This window comes from Bacteroides sp. 43_46, assembly GCF_001915455.1.
Lineage (GTDB): Bacteria > Bacteroidota > Bacteroidia > Bacteroidales > Bacteroidaceae > Bacteroides > Bacteroides caccae.
On sequence record NZ_MNQN01000121.1, the window covers coordinates 1 to 17,578 of the forward strand.

The window sequence follows — 17,578 nt, forward strand, 5'->3', positions numbered from 1 at the left end:
ACGTCATTTTTAAAGTTAAACATCGTGTTATTTCATAATGCAAACAAAGTGGAATTTTCATAAACGGAATTTAAGAATTGTATCAAATGCTATCAAAAACATTTCAAGATACATCTACATTAATGTGTCTGTTTTTAGGTTAGGAACATACAATTTGCATATACTATTATGGAAGGAATTTTGTTAGGAGAGCCGAGTTCTTCCTTCTTTCATCTACTTCGAAACTGGCAAGATAATTTTCTGTAATGGTAATATTTGAATGTCCAAGGCTTTCAGATATATAGGCTATATTGACACCACTGCGTTTTAATACTGTTGCATATGAGTGGCGGGCTGAATAAGTTGTTATTCGAGGAATACCAGTAGCATTCGTTATTTTCCGAAGTATTTGATTACATTCAGTGACGATTTCTCTAATTAATTTCACTTTTTCGAAAGGATCTTCCGTTCCTTTGGCAAAAGGAAAAATGTAGTTATTTGGGGAGATGTCGGTGTTTCCCCATTTATTAATAATAGTTTGCATTTCTGGAGTAATTACCGCATGTATGATTTTACCATATTTAGTGTTTCTTGCGGTTTTGGCACGTATAAAGCATATTTCTCCATTTATAATATTGGAATACTGTAGAAAAACCATGTCTCTGAAGTTGATGCCATTACATAAATAAGAGAAGAACCATAGATCACGATACATTTCAGTTGCTTTTGTTCCGTCTGTATATGTTATTAATTTCTTGATCTGTTCTAAAGTAAGAGCTAATTTTCGTCCGCTGCCACTTGGTACTTCATACTTGCCTTTTCCGAAGGGATATTGGCTTTCTTTAATAATACCATCTTTACGCGCCATGTTCATGATACATTTTAAATTTCGGAAATAGAAACTCATGCTGGAATAACTGCTGCCTGTTGATAACCAGAAATGTTCACATCGATTAAGCCAGTTTATGCTGATTTCTTGGAATGATATTTGTTTGCCTGCAAATTGTTCTATTTTGTGCAAAGTTCCTTTGTAAGAGAAATAGGTGTTAGCCTGCCCATTGCTCTTTAGTTCTTCCATTTTTTTGAGAAACACAGAGTTAACTGATATTCCTGAATATCTGCCGAGTCTGGCATTTAAGATATCAAAGCTGAATTCACCACGAAATGCCAAAGTTTCAACTTGCTGCCTGACAAGAGAAAAGCTGTTTTCTACATTATGGCGTATAGATGACAACTTACGGGTTTTACAGCGAGGTAACTGTTCCCACTCTCTGATAGATACTTCTTGGCCAGTAGAATAGTATTTTTGCTTACGATTATAAATGACTTGTACTTTGATTGGAAATAATCCACTCTTTTTTACTTTTCTTTTGTCTAATACGGTGAGTACGGATATACCGTCTTTTGAATATTTGTACATAGCTAATGAATTTTGATAGTTAATATGATTTTGTGAAGTAGTATGCAGTAACATACAATTTGCATACAAAGTTGGAAAATGTAGGGAAAGCAAAATGCTTTTTATATGAAAAGCAATAACGATTGAATTTTAATTAACTATCGGAGTTTTTTAGCTTTGATATATTTCTTTCTTTTTAGAGATCATAGGATATGTATGTCTAGATGAAACTATATGATACATAAAAAGCGAATGTCTCACAACATTCGCTTTTCTAAAACAATCTAATCCAAATAATCATCTATGAGATAATACCTATTAACCTTACTATGAATTTAAAAAGCCTATGAATTATTCGTGAGTATGATGTGATGATTGTATTGCAGCTCTGACGTTATCCATTGGTGTTTTAGGTAAAATTGTGCAATCGGCTCCTAAAATGAAGCGTTTGCCACCTAAATCATGTTTTAATGCATTAACTTCGTTTATAACCTGTTCTGTCGTCCCCTCTAAAATTGTTCCTTTTCGATACAGTCCACCCATCGCCGGACGTTTAAATAATCGTTCGCAATCTTTGAGGCTAAATGGCTTACCATTTACTTCTATGGGGGCATTAACGATTTGTCCCGGATATGAAATAAAGCGAGTCAAATCATCATAGCTACCCTCATAGTCGCAAATGTGAAGAATATTTAGTTTTGTGTTTGTGTTGCATTCTTGCATAACTTTCAAATCGTATGGCTTTACAAATGTCTCAAAAAAATTAGGTACTTCATAGAATTTTTGTTCTCCGCCTTGAGTTGGGGTATAGAAGCCATCTACACCTATTTGCTTACACGCTTTCACATATCCAATGAGAGCATCTGTGAAGTACCCTAATGCTTGTTTAATACGTTCCGGCCCTTTTTGGGCATAAGCTATTACAGTTTTTGCCCCTACTGTTTGTACCAACATTTGGAAAGGAGAGTAGACTGTCGGAAGTATCATGGTATTTGCTCCGGCTATATCATAAATACCTTTCACGATATGTAAAGTAGGAGTAAAAAAATCATTAGGAAGTGGTCTGATTTTATCCCAATCTTCAGGCTTTTCAATTTGAATACGTCCATAACCTTGCTCAAATTGAATTTTTACAAAATCCATTCCTGTTGAAAGGAAATAACGAAGGTGGGCGTTAATTGCATTTTCTCCTACTTTAGCATCTTTTCCAAAATGCATAAAGAAAGCACTGGGTACATAGGATTTATCTAATGTTCCATCAAGAAACTGCTGCATTATTTCCCTTTTGTTAGTTGGCTTTTGTGCTTGAACCAAGGTCGTGATACATAATAATATAAAAAATAAATTTCTCATATGTGTTTTTCATTTATAAGTTTGATGTTACAAAGATAGCCGGAAGGGTAATGTGAGGCTTTCAATATCGTTTCAATACTTTTCTATTTTGTATCAAACTGTATTTTATAGCTTATTTTTGCCAAAATACTATTGCCGATGTCTCAATGCTGTTAGGATAAAAAAGGAACTAACCTCTCAGATTAGTTCCTTTATGTTTAGCGAATATATACTATTGTTTATTTCACCTGAATAATATCATAATTCAAATCGCTTACAGCCTCTTGCAGACTATCGTTTACCAATCTTAAAGTAGTGTCATTTACAACAACGAAATATACGGGCGCCTCTCCGTCATTAGGCGTCAACTTATATGCGGTTTTCTTGTTGTTATTAACATCTTTCTGAATAACCTGGCGTTTTCCTGTAGAAGTGAAGGATTTATTCTTTCCTTGTCCTTCCGCATCCAGGTAAGTCGTAACTAATGTATAACCGCTTTCACCGTCCGGACCTATACTGTCTACACTCAGCACATACTGAATACCCGGGCCGTCGGCTGCCGGAAGTATACCTTCGTAAACGGCTACTGCAGAGGAATCGTTTGCTGCAACAGTCATGACACCTTCACTCATGGTATCGTTGTTTTGATTTCCTTTTGATTGGCAGGATACCAATGCAGCGGCAATCGCTGCAATCATCATTACTTTTTTCATTGCTTTAATGGTTTAAGTTAATATTAAGAAACGCCAATAGCGTTATTCTTCATTATCATCTCGTTTAATAACGAGCAGTTTATCTACTCTTCCACGATCCATATCCACTATTTCAAACTCCAGGTTTTTATAGCTGAATATGTCACCGGCTTTGGGAACTCGTCCGATGAGGAACATTGCAAGTCCGCTTAAAGTGGTAAAGTCCTCTTCTTTCAAATCATCATAATTCAGTATTCCCATTGCTTCCATAAAGTCATCCAAATTCATTGACGCCTCTACCAGCATGGAACCGTCTGCTCTGGTGATTATATCTTCTTCTTCCGTTTCATTCTCTTCCAAGATATCGCCGAAGATACTTTCCGTCAAATCGTGCAAAGTGATAATACCTTCCGTATTTCCATACTCGTCTACAACAACTCCGAACTTGTTTTTGTTCTTCTTAAAGAGCTCTAAAACTTTTTTTGCATATAAACTTTCAGGAATAAACAGAGGCGGGCGTGCAATTGTACGAAGATTGAACGGCTCTTCGCCACCCAACATCAGAATAATATCTTTGACGGAAACCACTCCTACAATCTCGTCCTTACCGCTTTCCACCAACAGGTACTTGCTGAAATGTTCTTCGTGGATAATCCGCAGAACCTCTTCTTGCGTATCTGTAGGGTGTAATACGATCACATCGCGTCGGTGCGTCATCAGGTCGTTGGCTCTTTTATCCGAGAAGCGGAAAACATCCCGCAGCATTTCGGTTTCGTCTTTGTCGATAACACCTTGTTCAGAGCTTTGGTGTAAGATCATTTTCAGTTCCTCTTGCGTCATTTGCCGTTCTTCTCCGTCTTTCATGCCGATAAGTTTGTTTGTCAGTTTGGTTGAGGCACTGAGCAAGCATACAAACGGGTAGGACACCTTAGTAAGAACAATCATAAACGGACTGAGTAAAGTGGCATAGCGTTCCGGATTGTTTAAAGCCATGGATTTGGGAACCAACTCTCCGATAATCAGTGACAAGTAAGTAATAACAGCTACGGTGGTAATCATGGCCAAGTCTTTGGCATAAGATTCCAAACCGGGTATCATGGCAAATAGCGGAGCAACATCGTCGGCTATGGCCACACCGCCGTATGCACCCGATATGATACCGATCAGCGTAATACCGATTTGAATGGTGGAGAGAAACTTTTCAGGTTCTTCCAATTGTTTCAGAACCCCCTTTGCACTTTTGTTTCCCTTACTTACAAGGGTCTCTAAGCGTGCTTTACTTGAAGATACTAATGCGATTTCATACATGGCAAAGATGCCATTCAAGATAAGTAAAAATAGAATAATAATAAATTCCATGTTTGGATTACAAATAGTTTGTGCGCAAAGATAACGTTTTTCAAATATTTATTGTTAATATTGTCGTCTCTTAAGAAGATTAAACATTTTAACATGAAAAGCAGACATTTTCTATTGGTATTCTTGCTGCAAGTGGTAGCGATAAGTGTACAGGCTGCACGTGTAGATACAGTGTTCGTAAAAAGCCCTTCGATGAACAAGGACATAAAGGTGGTTTATATTCTTCCGGACAAAACTATGGCAGAGCATCCTCAGGCCTGTCCGGTGATATATTTATTGCATGGATATAGCGGTAATGCACGTTCATGGATCGGGTTGAAGCCGGAGTTGCCTCAAATAGCCGATGAAAAGGGTATTATATTTGTATGCCCTGACGGGAAGAACAGTTGGTATTGGGATAGTCCTAAGAACCCCGCTTATCGTTATGAAACTTTTATCTCTTCGGAATTGGTGAATTATACCGATACGCATTATGCTACGATTCCTGAAAAAAGGGCGCGTGCTATCAGTGGCTTGAGTATGGGCGGACATGGCGCGTTATGGAATGCTATCCGTCATAAAGATATATTCGGCGCGGCGGGGAGTATGAGCGGTGGGGTAGATATCCGGCCGTTTCCCAATAATTGGGAAATGAAAAAACAATTGGGGGAGCTTACTGCGAATGAGGCGGTATGGAATAGTCACACAGTAATCAATCAGGTTGATAAACTGGCAAATGGGGATTTGGCTTTGATTATAGATTGCGGTGAGAGCGATTTCTTTCTTGAGGTAAATAAGGAATTGCACAAACGGCTATTGGCATACAAAATAGACCATGACTTCATAACACGTCCCGGAGGTCATACCGGTACGTATTGGAATAACTCTCTGGATTATCACATATTGTTCTTCTGTAAATTCTTCAATAGATAATTATTCAATTACATAGTGTACGGTGCGGATATAATCCGTGCCGTAACTGTTTATAACTTCTTTGCAGGAAGTTATGATATTACGTTTATCAAAAGAATAGGTATACTTTGTAACTTCTTTACTTGCTGTATTTCCGTCAGGGATAATCCGGTCTATTAGAATATTGAAAGGTTCTCCCAGTAATTTCCCATACAAAGCGGCAGAATGTAGAGACAGCGGATACAAGCCGGTAAAGAACAGACAAGGAACTTCTGATACATTATTGGTTTCGTTAGTAGCCTGAGTAGTAGCCGTATACGCTTGCTCGTAAGTATCTACTTTTTGTGTAATGCGCAATGCCTGATAGTTGCTGTAATCTATATCGATGGATGCGTATATTTCGCCGTTTACATTTTCTGTTATGTTTTCCAAATAGTATTCGCCTTCCGGAGCAACGAAGTATGAGAAAATATAGGTACGCGTTGTACCTGTTTCCTGTCGTGTACATGAGGTGGCATATCCGTTGTCATCTAAAAGGTAAGTGGATACATTGCCAAAATTATCTGTTACTACGGCTTGATGCTCATTATAGGTCACCGATGCCGTATTTTCTATTTTCATCGGTTCTCCTTGAACGGAATAGCTTTGTACGGTAGTGAAGTCAGTCAGTTTCCCTTGGCTATATGAGTAGGTCTGGGTGGTAGTAACCGTAGGTGTTCCCGCTTCGTAAGGGCTGTCTTCCGACAATTGTATTTTAGAAAAAGCCATGGCAGGGTTGCTACTGTTGGCGGAATCATTATTGTCTTCACAAGCTGTTAGTACTGTGAACGCAACCAATAATGTAAAGACAATTTTCTTCATTACTTTTATTATTTAATAATCAACCCCTTGCGAATATTCTTTTTGGTAGTAAAACTCTTCACTGCGGTTTCGGTCGTTTGAGATTTCGGTAATTCAATAACCCCTGCTATAACCCCCAGGGCTGTATTGAGCAATATCTCATTGGGATCGCCTAAGGGAAGATAATATTGCAAATAAGATGTTTCGTTGATGGAAATGTCCGGTTTGAAGCCTGTACTGTAATTTGCTTCTCCATTGGAGTTGAATACTTCACATACTACCGGACGTAATGCCCAGGGATATTTCGGATTGATGAAAGTTTCCGTGGCTACATATTCTCCTTTGGTTGTTTGTCCGATAAGGACTATTGTCATATAGGGCTTCAGGCAGTTGATAAGCATTTCCGCAGCACCGGCTGTAGTTCCGCTCGTGATGATATAGACTTTGGGCAGATTCAGATTGGCTCCGCCTTGCAAGAGTTGGGAATCCAATATCAGGTCACGGTTCTTGGAACTTTGCTTGTCATTGTATTGCAGGAAAGCGAAAGGACTTTCCAGTCTATCGGCAGGTACGAGAATGTCTGCGAGAAGTTGCACGCACTCCATTTCTCCACCGGAGTTGTAGCGAAGGTCTAATATAAAATTATTAATGTTAAGCTGTTTGCACTGTTGGGAGAAAGTCCGTAATTCATTGTTATACTTTTCATTGCTTTCTGCAGTACCGGCAGTGAAAGAGTTATATGCTAAATAGGCTATTTTATAGTCAGTACCTTCCAATGCTATAACCCCATTTACATAAACAGGACTTTCCGTCACCGGACGCACGGCCGGTAGCGTAACATCTCCTATTTCCTGTATGACGCCTACTCCCTTATCATCCTCATCATCTTCCGTATCCTCACTGTCTCCGCCTTCGGTTTCCGTATCTCCCTCTGTGTCTTCGTTATTTTCATCTTTTACTATCACATACTTTCCGATGTGCAATGTTCGCACGCCACCATCCATCAGTCTTTCTTCTGTCTTTTTAGTGATGGAGTCGCCGTCCACAAGCATAATCCAACTGCCACGTTCCAGTCCGGCTTCCTCTGCGGGTGAATTCTTGGCTACATACGAAACAAGTGCATTATAAGTCGTATCGCTGGTAGCTATTTTATATAATGTATAATCAAAACCGTAACTTGGCAGAGGGGTATCCATTATCGTGTCAACGGTGGAAAAGCCTTTATCATTCTTCGATAAGATACTTTTTAAGAAAGCCTCCGGACTCTGAAAATAGTTCAGACCTTTGGAAGCAGGAATGTCCTCATACCATAAGTAGACTTCCCGCATCAGGCTGTCCATCCACAGATCGCGTCCTGTCAGCGGATAGTATTCCTTCCAGCGATCTTCCCCGCAGGAAAACAGGCTTGTCAGTACGAGGAGTCCCGGTAATGGGAAAAGTAACAGTTTCCTTAGCTTCATCAGTCTCTATATCATTTGGTTTTCGCCCACAAAAATAGCGAATAGTTCTTTTATCTACCACAAATATGGTATAAAATTCCCTATCATGTGTCATAGGCGGCCTGCTTTTATCCCTCTATCTTTGCAACATTCAACCAAGAGGAATCATTTCACCTATAAATACAAATGACGATGGAAACAAAGAAATTACATTTTGAAACGCTGCAGCTTCATGTGGGACAAGAACAACCTGACCCGGCCACGGATGCGCGTGCCGTACCTATTTATCAGACTACCTCGTATGTGTTTCGTAACTCGGCTCATGCAGCCGCCCGTTTTGGTTTGCAAGAACCTGGCAATATTTACGGCAGGCTGACCAATTCCACACAAGGAGTGTTTGAGCAACGTGTTGCCGCCCTTGAAGGCGGTGTTGCCGGGTTGGCGGTCGCGTCCGGTGCGGCGGCTGTAACCTATGCTTTCGAGAATATCACGCGTGCGGGTGATCATATCGTGGCAGCTAAAACCATTTATGGCGGAACATACAATCTGCTGGCGCATACATTACCGGCTTACGGTGTCACGGCCACTTTTGTTGATCCGGGTGATTTGTCCAACTTCGAGAAAGCTATCCGGGAAAATACGAAAGCCGTCTTTATCGAGACATTGGGAAATCCTAATTCCAATATCATTGATATTGACGCCGTTGCCGAGATTGCCCATCGTCATAAAATCCCTTTGATTATCGACAATACCTTCGGTACTCCTTATTTGATTCGTCCTATCGAGCATGGCGCTGATATTGTGGTGCATTCCGCCACGAAGTTTATAGGCGGACATGGTACTTCTTTAGGCGGTGTTATTGTAGATGGTGGCAAGTTCGACTGGGTGGCTTCCGGTAAATTCCCGCAACTGACCAAACCCGATCCGAGCTATCATGGCGTACGTTTTGTCGACGCGGCGGGCGCGGCTGCATACGCCGTTCGTATCCGTGCCGTTTTATTGCGCGATACCGGCGCCGCCATCAGTCCTTTCAATGCTTTTATTCTTTTGCAGGGTTTGGAAACCCTCTCTCTGCGTGTGGAACGCCATGTGGAGAATGCGCTGAAAGTTGTGGAATTCTTGAGGAGCCATCCAAAAGTGGCGGCTGTGAACCATCCATCTTTACCAAATCATCCGGACCACGCGCTATATCAAAAGTATTTTCCCAAAGGCGCAGGTTCCATCTTTACCTTTGAGGTAAAGGGTGGAGAGAAAGAGGCTCAGACGTTTATTGACAGTCTGCAGATATTCTCATTATTAGCCAATGTGGCAGATGTAAAGTCACTTGTTATACATCCCGCTACTACCACTCATTCGCAGTTGAACGAACAGGAGTTGGCGGAGCAGGGTATCAAGCCGGGAACGGTACGCCTTTCCATCGGGACGGAGCATATAGATGATTTGTTGGATGATTTGTCGCAGGCGTTGGAGAGAATTTAAGCTCGGAACAAAAGAACATTTCGTCCGATGAAACCATTTATTCATCGGATGAAAACTTCAGATACAGTATAAATATGAATATTGCCGTTTTATTATCCGGAGGTGTCGACAGTTCTGTTGTCGTACACCTTCTTTGCGAACAAGGCTACCGTCCTTCCCTGTTTTATATAAAGATAGGGAAGGATGATGCCGATTATATGGACTGTTCGGCAGAGGAAGACCTGGAGATGGCTTCTGCCGTAGCGCGCCGTTACGGCCTTTCGCTGGAAGTCGTTGATTTACATCGGGAGTACTGGGATAATGTAGCCGCTTATGCTATTGAAAAAGTTCGCCGCGGGTTCACTCCGAATCCGGATGTGATGTGCAACAAGCTGATTAAGTTCGGCTGCTTTGAACAGCAAGTCGGCAAGGATTTCGACTTTACGGCAACCGGGCATTACGCCACTACTGTCCTGCGGAATGGAAAGACCTGGTTGGGAACAGCCCTCGATCCGATAAAAGACCAGACGGACTTTCTTGCGCAGATAGACTACCTGCAAGTTTCCAAACTGATGTTTCCGTTGGGCGGACTGATGAAACGGGAAGTGCGTGACATTGCTCTGAGAGCCAAGCTACCCAGCGCCCGAAGACGGGACAGCCAGGGAATCTGTTTCTTGGGGAAGATTAATTATAATGACTTTGTCCGCCGTTTTTTGGGAGAAAAGGAAGGCCGGATTGTTGAGCTGGAAACGGGAAAGATATTGGGTGCGCATCGTGGTTATTGGTTTCATACTATCGGCCAGCGTAAAGGTTTGGGGCTGAGCGGCGGGCCTTGGTTTGTGGTGCGTAAAGATACGGATGGGAATGTAATTTATGTATCGCGCGGATATGATACGGAATTGCAATACGGACACGAGTTCGGTATGCAGGATTTCCATTTTATTACGGAAAATCCGTGGGAAGGTGTCAAAGAAGCGATTCCGGTTACGTTCAAGATACGCCATACTCCCGAGTTTATCAGAGGCAAGCTGTTACGGGATGAAACAGGCTGTCTTATTGTTTCCGAGGAGAAGTTGCAGGGTATAGCTCCCGGGCAATTTGGCGTTGTATATGATGAGGCTGCCAAACTTTGTATCGGAAGCGGGGAAATCAGATATAGTACTCCACCAAATCCACAATGCCCGCTTTCATAGCATATTTCGTAGCTTCGTGGGCGTTGTTCACACTCAGTTTTCTGAAGATATTCTTCCGGTGGCTGTTCACGGTATGGAAACTGAGGTTTCTTTCGGCTGCTATTTCTTTGGTAGTTTTTCCTAATGCAATCTCTTTCAGAATGCTTCTTTCGGCGGGTGTCAGTAGCGCGTCTTGCAGAGCGGGGTGGGGAGCGGCCGGCTGATTATTTCCCGATAGTAATAAGTTGCTGACGTGGTTGCATATGAAACGTTCCTTGCGTGATGCGCATTGCAGTGCGGTGAGTATCTCTTCTCTGGAATTGTCCTTCAACACTACTCCGAACGCCATGCTGCTGAACAAAACCTGTCGCAGAAAGCTGACGCTCAGCTCGTCGGAAAACAGTAACCAGTCCGCCGTCTTGAAGCGTTCGTGCAATACAATCAGTTCATCGGCGCCGGTGAAGTCAAACAGTGTATAGTCCAATATTACCACCGCCTCGGGATGTAACCTCAACTGTTGTATAAGCTCCGCTTTATTGTCGGCTTCCAGCAGCAAGGCGGTGTCCTTCTGTTTGCTCAACAGAAACATCATGCCTGCTTTGGTTATATCTTGATTGTCCGCGATGATAAATTCTCTCATGATGCATACATATAAAAAAACTCCGCTGCAAATGTACACTTTTTAAGTGATTTGCAGCGGAGTTGAGAATATATATTGTAACAGGCTTTACCAAGAACGTCCCTTGAAGATATTTGATTGGTTCAACGGCAACAGGTTGCCACTTAAAGTCATAGTGTTGGAGTTGAAGTTCGGGCTGATGGTAACGGTTGCATTATTGCCGCCGTTGGTCAGCGTAAGGAATATCTGCGCGGAGATGCCGATACCCTGGATGCTGAAATTACAATTGATGTTACCGCGTTTGTCGGTAGACATTTTCATTTCCGATACGGTACCGTCTACTGTTACGCCGCCAATACCGTTAGGACCGGGATAGACAGTGTTGAAAGCCACCTGTACCGTACCGCGTCCCTGATTCACCAATACGAAATTCGTGTTGGAGGTGACGAAAGCCGTTTGTCCGTTGCGGAACATTACCTGATTGGCTTCCAATACAAACTTTTGCGCTTTCAGCGCTGCTACGGCATCATCGTAGGAAACGGCGTCGGATGCCTGTTGTTCCGCTTTCAGGCGGGCGCGTTCCGCGTCTCTCTGGGCTTTACGATCTGCACGGCGTTGCGCGCTACTCTCTTGTGCATACACGGTAGTTGTTACCATGCTTACCAATACTAATGCTGCTAATGCAATAAACTTTTTCATACTTAATTTTTGTTTAGGTTTAAATTATATTGTTCGTTATAAGTTTATTGCAAGAACAATGCCTACCCGGGATTGTTCACTGTTTTTTTAATTATTTTATATCCCGTGGCTGCAACAAGTATACTCATTAGCGGACTGATAAGGTTGAAAAAGCAGTAAGGAAGGTAGGTCAGCGTGGATATGTTTAGGATGGTGGCTTGCGTCATTCCGCACGTGTTCCACGGAATGAGAACCGAGGTTACGGTAACGGCGTCTTCCGTGGTGCGGCTTAGCAAACGGCTTTCATATCCTTTCTTCTCATATATATTGCTGAACATGTTTCCGGTGAGGATAATGCTGATGTATTGGTCTGCCGTAGCAAGATTAAGGAATATTCCCGAACCGACGGTGGATGCCACTACGCTGACGGTGCTTTTCATGAACCGGACAAATACGGAAGTAATGCTTCCCAGCATCCCGCTTGCCGTCATTGCTCCGCCAAAACACATGGCGCAAAGAATCAGCCATATCGTATTCATCATTCCCGCCATGCCTCGTGTGGCAATCAACTCTGTCAACATGGCACTGTCACTTTGGAGGCCGGTACTGCCATATAGGCTCATCATCGTTCCCTCAAACAGATTATTATTCCCGGAAATCTCATGTAGCAGTTCGGGTTGGAATATGACGGCAAAAGCGGCAGCCAGCAAAGTGGATAAGAACAGGGTGATGATAGAGGGTATTTTACGCGCAATCAGTACTCCCGTCAGCACCGGAACAACCAGCAGCCATGGAGTAATGTGGAATTTGGCATCCAGCGATGCGGCAAACTCGGCTATCTGTTCCGTACCGCTGGTTTCGTATGTGAATCCCATTATCGTAAATATAACCAGCGTGATAACGAGTGACGGAATGGTGGTAATCATCATATAGCGGATGTGGCGGAACAACGGAGTCTCTGTGACCGATGCGGCAAGTACCGTAGTATCCGACAGGGGAGATACCTTATCGCCGAAGTAAGCTCCTGAAATGATGGCGCCTGCAATCCAACCTTCCTCAAATCCTTGCGCCTTGCCTATTCCCAACAGGGCGATGCCGATGGTGGCGATGGTAGTCCATGAGCTCCCCGTCATGATGGATACCAGTGCGCAGATAATACAGGTAGAGGCAAGGAAGAAGTCCGGATGTATTATCTGCATTCCGTAGTAGATGAGGGTAGGGACTACGCCGCTAATCATCCATGCACCGCTCAGCGCACCGATAATCAGCAATATGATAATGGCGGAAGATACTCCCGCGATGTTATTGGTAATGGCTATCTCATAATCCTTCCAGGGAATCCGGTAAAAAGCCACTCCTATAAATACGCAAGCGGCCGTAGTAGTAAGTAAGGACACCTGACTTCCGCCGTTCAGCGCGTCACTGCCAAAAGTGCGGATGGTAGCGAACAGCATTCCTATTAAGATAAGGATAGGGAGAAGGGATACGAGAGGAGAAGGTATTTTCTTTGTTGAACTCATGCGATATGTTACTGTAAATATGATGTGACAAAAGTATAACAAAACCATCGAATATCTTTCCTTTTCCCTTTTCTGCAAATAAATATTATTAATTCTTTGCGTTTACTTGGAAATTTGATAGTATATTTGACTTTCCATTGATGCTTTTGAATATATAAGACTTATGAAGAAGAAATCCCTTTCCACCGATAAGAAAGTCGTTACTTTCGGTGAGGTTATGCTGCGGCTTACTACCCCCGGATTCCGCCGCTTTTCGCAGACCAATGAATTTGTTGCTACGTATGGCGGTAGCGAGGCTAATGTGGCGGTGTCCTTGGCTCATTTCGGCATCCCTACGGAATTTGTAACCCGTCTGCCCGATAATGCAGTGTCACGGGCATGTATCGCTTCGCTTCGTGCCGGCGGGTTGGGAACGGACGGCATAGTGTTCGGCGGTAAGCGTTTGGGATTGTATTATTTGGAATGCGGAGCGGCTTTCCGAAATTCCAATGTAGTGTACGACCGGGAAGGGTCATCTTTCGCAACGCTCCGTCCGGGTATGATTGATTGGGAAACTATATTTGCCGATGCCGGCTGGTTTCATTGGTCGGGCATCGCTGCAGCCCTTTCGCAGGAGGGAGCTGACGCCTGCCGTGAGGCTCTTGAAATAGCCGACCGCATGGGACTCACTATTTCCTGCGACTTGAATTTCCGCAGGAAACTTTGGAGTTATGGACGTACGGCCTCCGAAGTGATGCAGCCGTTGGTGCAATACAGCGATGTGATTTTCGGTGCCGAGCCGGAATATCAGGAGATTCTCGGCATACAGCCCGTCGGTTTTAAAGCCGTTGATGCCGGCGATACTTCTTTTGTATCCGACTTACCTGCTTTCGAGGAGTTCGGGCAGACAGTGTCCCGGCTTGTTCCGCGCTGCCGAAAGATATTTCTGGAGTTACGTAATTCTATCACGTCCAATCATAACTTGCTTGCTGCCGTTCTTTATTCTGACGGCGCTTTGAAGCATACAGGCATCTATGATATTGAACATGAAATAGACCGGGTAGGTGCGGGTGATGCCTTTGTAGGAGGCATGATATACGGTTTAATCACTTATCCGGATAATGACCAAAAGGCATTGGAATATGCCCTCGCCGCTTCCGCGCTAAAGAACACTGTTTATGGAGACTTCAACCTGGTAACGGTGGATGAGGTGGAAAGTCTGATGAGCGGCAACACATCGGGACGGGTATCAAGGTAAAAAGAGAAACTTTCAATAAACGACAGCCCCCCTTCACCATTCCGTACTCCCTTGTGACAGGGGGATTAAGGGTGAAGGGGGGCTTTGGTGTTTTTCAATAGTGGTTTATACTTCTACTACGGTTTCCATTGTTTCCGGTTTGGGCTCTGCTGTCAGGTTACGATAAATAACAGCGCTGCATCCAAGTGCTGCCACGGTGTAGACGATGCTGACAATAAACAGAAGAAGCATTGCGAATCCGCCGCTCGCAATGGCATTTATAATCCAGAGAAGGATATAGAACACCAGAACCAACAGGAATGATACTCCGAAGATAGTCCATTTGTATCCATAGGTAGCTTTATTGCTTTGAATCATGGCTTCGCCCGGAGCCACGCCTTTATCCAGTAAGATATAGATGGCAAGTGACCATCCTATGGATATGATGATACCCGGTACTATCATGAAAAATAAGGCGGGAATAATGGCGAGATACATCAAGCCTATCAATGTGAAGTATTCTCCCATGAATTTACGGTATTTTCCGTCGAAGATGAATAGGGGAGAAATAACTTTTCCTTTACTCAATTCAATGGGAATGGTTGCCATGGCGATAGTAGTACCGACATTTAAATAGGGAATCCAGATTGTAAGCAGCCAAAGAACAGTAGCTCCCAGCATAGATACTGCATTTTTGATACCTAAACCGATACCTTCGGAGAGAACTCCTGTCACTGTGATTTTCTTTTGTGTGTCCATGATTAGATGAATTTTGATGAATATTTATTAAATTATACCTGTTTTGACAAATGTATAACATTTATGCAGAAAATCAAAGCATATTGAAATTTCTTTTCTATAAAAGAAGAATACATTACCGGCTGAAAACCGGGTAATGTATTCTTCTTAAATTGCGTTATTTTTTCGGGGAGGTATTTACTTCTTGTACCAGTCTTGTTTTTCCTTGCCGTTGCTGGTTACCCATCCGGAGTATCCGCTATATAATTGGTCGATAGGCGTTTTTTCGTTCTTGATATCCAGCAGTTTGCTAATGTCTGTTTCATTGGCTCCGCTTAGGAAGAACGCGAAAGGATAGTTGCCGGGGCGCACGTAGTAGATGTTTTGCTCCGGATTGGAAGCGTCATCTCTTATTTGGAAATAGGACATATCCATTTTGGAGGTCGGATGTTCTTTCGGAATATGCACTTCCCAACGTTTGCCGTCCGCTTCATTCTTGAAGATGAAAGGCCGGGCTTCCGATGCTGCGCCGGCAGGGGAGTCGTATTTTAAGGTCACCTTATATTCGGTTCCCATATTCTCCTTTACGTCTTCTGTGAGAATGTAAACATGGTCGTCTTCTTCGTAAACAAAGTTGGTTTCACTGAATTCCGTTTCTCCCGGCCTGCGGATGAAACCGGTGACGGAAGAGGTATTTCCGCTTCCGACGAGTTGAAATGCCAGTCCGTTCGTATTTCCCGCATAGTTCTGGAATGTTTTGAAGATGAAGGACTCGGCGTAGATTTGATTGTCCTTGTCGAAAGTCTTTTCGTAGTTATAACGGACGATGACGTCGTTCATATCGTAGTCTCCCTTATTAGGCCAGAGATCTTCAAAAGCATAAATGCCTTTCAGTATTTCCGTTGTAGTCCGGTTATTGTCCGGGTCTACATCGGGATCTACCTCGATAGCGCCTACCGGATTGGATTTTAAGGCCACAACGATGTCGCTGAAGTTATTGTCGTTTATATGGTCTTCAAAAGAAACCATGACAAAACCGTTATATGAGTAGGCGGCGGTACGCGGGGCGTCAAAGGCATTCCCGGAATTGTCAACGCTTAATCCCTGGGAAGTGGCGGCACGGTAGCGCTTGTCGTCATCGAATCCGCTCACTCGGTTGCTCCATGCGTTGTTGGCAATGACAAGTCCCACCTTATAACCTGCGGGAAAAACAGTTGTGGCATCCTCTCGGCTACCGTCGGCTATGTGCGGGTAATACATTAATTTGACGGCTGTGAGGCGGTCTACACCGGCTGTACGGCGTGCGGCGCTCGGATTGTTAATCCAATAACCGTCTTGTGTATTCGGGAAAAGCATGATAACGTCGGCATCTTCCAGACTTGCCGGAGGTGTTTCCGTCGCTTTATAGTAGTAATAGCCCATAGAGCAGTTCCAGCAGGTATTTTGTCCCAAGAATGTTAATGCAATCTCTGCGTCTTTGTCGATGGATATGTCCGAATAGCATTTGAGTTCCTCCGGACAATCTTTGTTGACATTGATAACTTGAGAATGTATTGTGTATAAGCCATCCCGCCAAGTTGCGGCTAAATCGCCTTGATACTGATAGTCGATTTCTCCGTTTCTTCTTCGGTTGTATTCTCCTAACCACGTTTTCCAGCGGTTACCTTGATATTTACCGGGAGTTTCCCGGAAGGAAGTCGCCATGTAGCTGTCATACTCCCGGAGAGTAGGTGTGGTCCGGGTTTCCGCTTCTTTTGCAGGGGCGCTGTCCGATGCCTGGATGCTTCCGTTCGTCACATCTGCTTCAATAAGGGTTTGCGCAAAGAATGCCGGAGTATAGATATATACTTTTTGCAAATAGGCCGGCAGGTCGATAGTACCTTTATAAACGCTGTTATCGGCAGTATATGCTGCAAAGAGCGGGGTGACATTTGTCTTTTTGGTATATGTATATTCATCTTGTTCGACAGGTATCTCATCGTACACTTCAAAATACACATTGGCTTTTACCCCACTGTTGGCATAGCTCACTTCAAGACTCGTCGCTGATTGAACAGTGGAAAAGTCAAAGTCATTAAATTCTTTTTCATCCTCTTCGGGCCCTTGATAAACTTCTTTTTCAAGGCAGCTGCTTAATGCGAATATTGCGATAAAGGCAGCGATAATCCACTTCTTGTCCATATTGCAGAGTTCTTTTTGGGGTTATATGTCTAATACACCGCAAAAATACGATATGAAAACAGAAT

At 43.2% G+C, this 17,578-nt stretch carries 15 protein-coding genes; 4 read left to right on the top strand and 11 right to left on the bottom strand.

Annotated features, from left to right (window positions below):
* Positions 1 to 166 precede the first annotated feature (166 nt).
* From BHV72_RS13505 to BHV72_RS13520, 4 genes are all read right to left on the bottom strand, one after another.
* Positions 167 to 1,399, bottom strand: a complete 1,233-nt coding sequence (locus BHV72_RS13505) for a phage integrase SAM-like domain-containing protein (protein ID WP_286856165.1) — start codon at positions 1,397 to 1,399, stop codon at positions 167 to 169.
* Positions 1,400 to 1,729: 330 nt separating this feature from the next.
* Positions 1,730 to 2,731 (bottom strand): uroporphyrinogen decarboxylase family protein, encoded by a 1,002-nt coding sequence (locus tag BHV72_RS13510; RefSeq protein WP_087413665.1) that lies wholly within the window; start codon positions 2,729 to 2,731, stop codon positions 1,730 to 1,732.
* Between the two features lie 218 nt (positions 2,732 to 2,949).
* Positions 2,950 to 3,423: a copper resistance protein NlpE N-terminal domain-containing protein gene (locus tag BHV72_RS13515; protein ID WP_009120466.1), complete on the bottom strand. Its 474-nt coding sequence runs from the start codon at positions 3,421 to 3,423 to the stop codon at positions 2,950 to 2,952.
* 42 nt (positions 3,424 to 3,465) lie between these two features.
* A complete protein-coding gene (locus BHV72_RS13520; RefSeq protein WP_087413664.1) occupies positions 3,466 to 4,761 on the bottom strand; it encodes a hemolysin family protein in 1,296 nt (431 codons plus the stop codon).
* A gap of 93 nt (positions 4,762 to 4,854) precedes the next feature.
* Between BHV72_RS13520 and BHV72_RS13525 the strand changes: the two genes are divergently transcribed.
* Entirely contained in the window at positions 4,855 to 5,673 is an 819-nt protein-coding gene (locus BHV72_RS13525) for an alpha/beta hydrolase (RefSeq protein WP_087413663.1), read from the top strand.
* On the opposite strand, the gene BHV72_RS13530 is transcribed toward BHV72_RS13525, so the two are convergent.
* Together BHV72_RS13530 and BHV72_RS13535 are read right to left on the bottom strand one after the other, a co-directional pair.
* Positions 5,674 to 6,513, bottom strand: coding sequence for a DUF4595 domain-containing protein (locus tag BHV72_RS13530; protein ID WP_087413662.1), 840 nt, complete (start codon positions 6,511 to 6,513; stop codon positions 5,674 to 5,676). It abuts the gene before it with no gap.
* A gap of 8 nt (positions 6,514 to 6,521) precedes the next feature.
* Positions 6,522 to 7,952, bottom strand: a complete 1,431-nt coding sequence (locus BHV72_RS13535) for a S41 family peptidase (protein WP_087413661.1) — start codon at positions 7,950 to 7,952, stop codon at positions 6,522 to 6,524.
* 171 nt (positions 7,953 to 8,123) lie between these two features.
* Between BHV72_RS13535 and BHV72_RS13540 the strand changes: the two genes are divergently transcribed.
* On the top strand, positions 8,124 to 9,410 hold the full coding sequence (locus BHV72_RS13540; RefSeq protein WP_087413660.1) for an O-acetylhomoserine aminocarboxypropyltransferase/cysteine synthase family protein: 1,287 nt from the start codon (positions 8,124 to 8,126) through the stop codon (positions 9,408 to 9,410).
* A 74-nt stretch (positions 9,411 to 9,484) separates the two neighbouring features.
* Complete coding sequence (gene mnmA, locus BHV72_RS13545; protein WP_087413659.1) at positions 9,485 to 10,582, top strand: tRNA 2-thiouridine(34) synthase MnmA; 1,098 nt, start codon at positions 9,485 to 9,487, stop codon at positions 10,580 to 10,582.
* Here mnmA and BHV72_RS13550 read toward each other — a convergent pair.
* The 3 genes from BHV72_RS13550 to nhaC form a co-directional block, all read right to left on the bottom strand.
* Positions 10,539 to 11,201 (bottom strand): response regulator transcription factor, encoded by a 663-nt coding sequence (locus BHV72_RS13550; protein ID WP_039950174.1) that lies wholly within the window; start codon positions 11,199 to 11,201, stop codon positions 10,539 to 10,541. The two genes, mnmA and BHV72_RS13550, sit on opposite strands and share 44 nt — an antisense overlap.
* Positions 11,202 to 11,288: 87 nt before the next feature.
* Entirely contained in the window at positions 11,289 to 11,879 is a 591-nt protein-coding gene (locus BHV72_RS13555) for a DUF4251 domain-containing protein (RefSeq protein WP_195622030.1), read from the bottom strand.
* 62 nt (positions 11,880 to 11,941) lie between these two features.
* On the bottom strand, positions 11,942 to 13,378 hold the full coding sequence (nhaC, locus tag BHV72_RS13560; protein ID WP_195622032.1) for a Na+/H+ antiporter NhaC: 1,437 nt from the start codon (positions 13,376 to 13,378) through the stop codon (positions 11,942 to 11,944).
* Between the two features lie 163 nt (positions 13,379 to 13,541).
* Between nhaC and BHV72_RS13565 the strand changes: the two genes are divergently transcribed.
* The gene (locus tag BHV72_RS13565; RefSeq protein WP_286856159.1) at positions 13,542 to 14,615 is read left to right on the top strand and encodes a sugar kinase; all 1,074 of its coding nucleotides are present in this window, start codon (positions 13,542 to 13,544) and stop codon (positions 14,613 to 14,615) included.
* A gap of 105 nt (positions 14,616 to 14,720) precedes the next feature.
* Here the strand turns inward: BHV72_RS13565 and BHV72_RS13570 are convergent, their stop codons facing one another.
* A complete protein-coding gene (locus BHV72_RS13570) occupies positions 14,721 to 15,353 on the bottom strand; it encodes a hypothetical protein (protein WP_009120477.1) in 633 nt (210 codons plus the stop codon).
* A gap of 177 nt (positions 15,354 to 15,530) precedes the next feature.
* Complete coding sequence (locus tag BHV72_RS13575) at positions 15,531 to 17,513, bottom strand: LruC domain-containing protein (protein ID WP_087413657.1); 1,983 nt, start codon at positions 17,511 to 17,513, stop codon at positions 15,531 to 15,533.
* Positions 17,514 to 17,578 lie beyond the last annotated feature (65 nt).

Excerpts from the sequence above, each read along its gene's own strand:
- mnmA (WP_087413659.1), top strand. The coding sequence starts at position 9,485 with ATGAATATTGCCGTTTTATTATCCGGAGGTGTCGACAGTTCTGTTGTC.
- BHV72_RS13515 (WP_009120466.1), bottom strand. The coding sequence starts at position 3,423 with ATGAAAAAAGTAATGATGATTGCAGCGATTGCCGCTGCATTGGTATCC.
- BHV72_RS13525 (WP_087413663.1), top strand. The coding sequence starts at position 4,855 with ATGAAAAGCAGACATTTTCTATTGGTATTCTTGCTGCAAGTGGTAGCG.
- BHV72_RS13555 (WP_195622030.1), bottom strand. The coding sequence starts at position 11,879 with ATGAAAAAGTTTATTGCATTAGCAGCATTAGTATTGGTAAGCATGGTA.
- BHV72_RS13540 (WP_087413660.1), top strand. The coding sequence starts at position 8,124 with ATGGAAACAAAGAAATTACATTTTGAAACGCTGCAGCTTCATGTGGGA.
- BHV72_RS13550 (WP_039950174.1), bottom strand. The coding sequence starts at position 11,201 with ATGAGAGAATTTATCATCGCGGACAATCAAGATATAACCAAAGCAGGC.
- BHV72_RS13510 (WP_087413665.1), bottom strand. The coding sequence starts at position 2,731 with ATGAGAAATTTATTTTTTATATTATTATGTATCACGACCTTGGTTCAA.
- BHV72_RS13530 (WP_087413662.1), bottom strand. The coding sequence starts at position 6,513 with ATGAAGAAAATTGTCTTTACATTATTGGTTGCGTTCACAGTACTAACA.
- nhaC (WP_195622032.1), bottom strand. The coding sequence starts at position 13,378 with ATGAGTTCAACAAAGAAAATACCTTCTCCTCTCGTATCCCTTCTCCCT.
- BHV72_RS13565 (WP_286856159.1), top strand. The coding sequence starts at position 13,542 with ATGAAGAAGAAATCCCTTTCCACCGATAAGAAAGTCGTTACTTTCGGT.
- BHV72_RS13520 (WP_087413664.1), bottom strand. The coding sequence starts at position 4,761 with ATGGAATTTATTATTATTCTATTTTTACTTATCTTGAATGGCATCTTT.
- BHV72_RS13575 (WP_087413657.1), bottom strand. The coding sequence starts at position 17,513 with ATGGACAAGAAGTGGATTATCGCTGCCTTTATCGCAATATTCGCATTA.
- BHV72_RS13570 (WP_009120477.1), bottom strand. The coding sequence starts at position 15,353 with ATGGACACACAAAAGAAAATCACAGTGACAGGAGTTCTCTCCGAAGGT.
- BHV72_RS13535 (WP_087413661.1), bottom strand. The coding sequence starts at position 7,952 with ATGAAGCTAAGGAAACTGTTACTTTTCCCATTACCGGGACTCCTCGTA.
- BHV72_RS13505 (WP_286856165.1), bottom strand. The coding sequence starts at position 1,399 with ATGTACAAATATTCAAAAGACGGTATATCCGTACTCACCGTATTAGAC.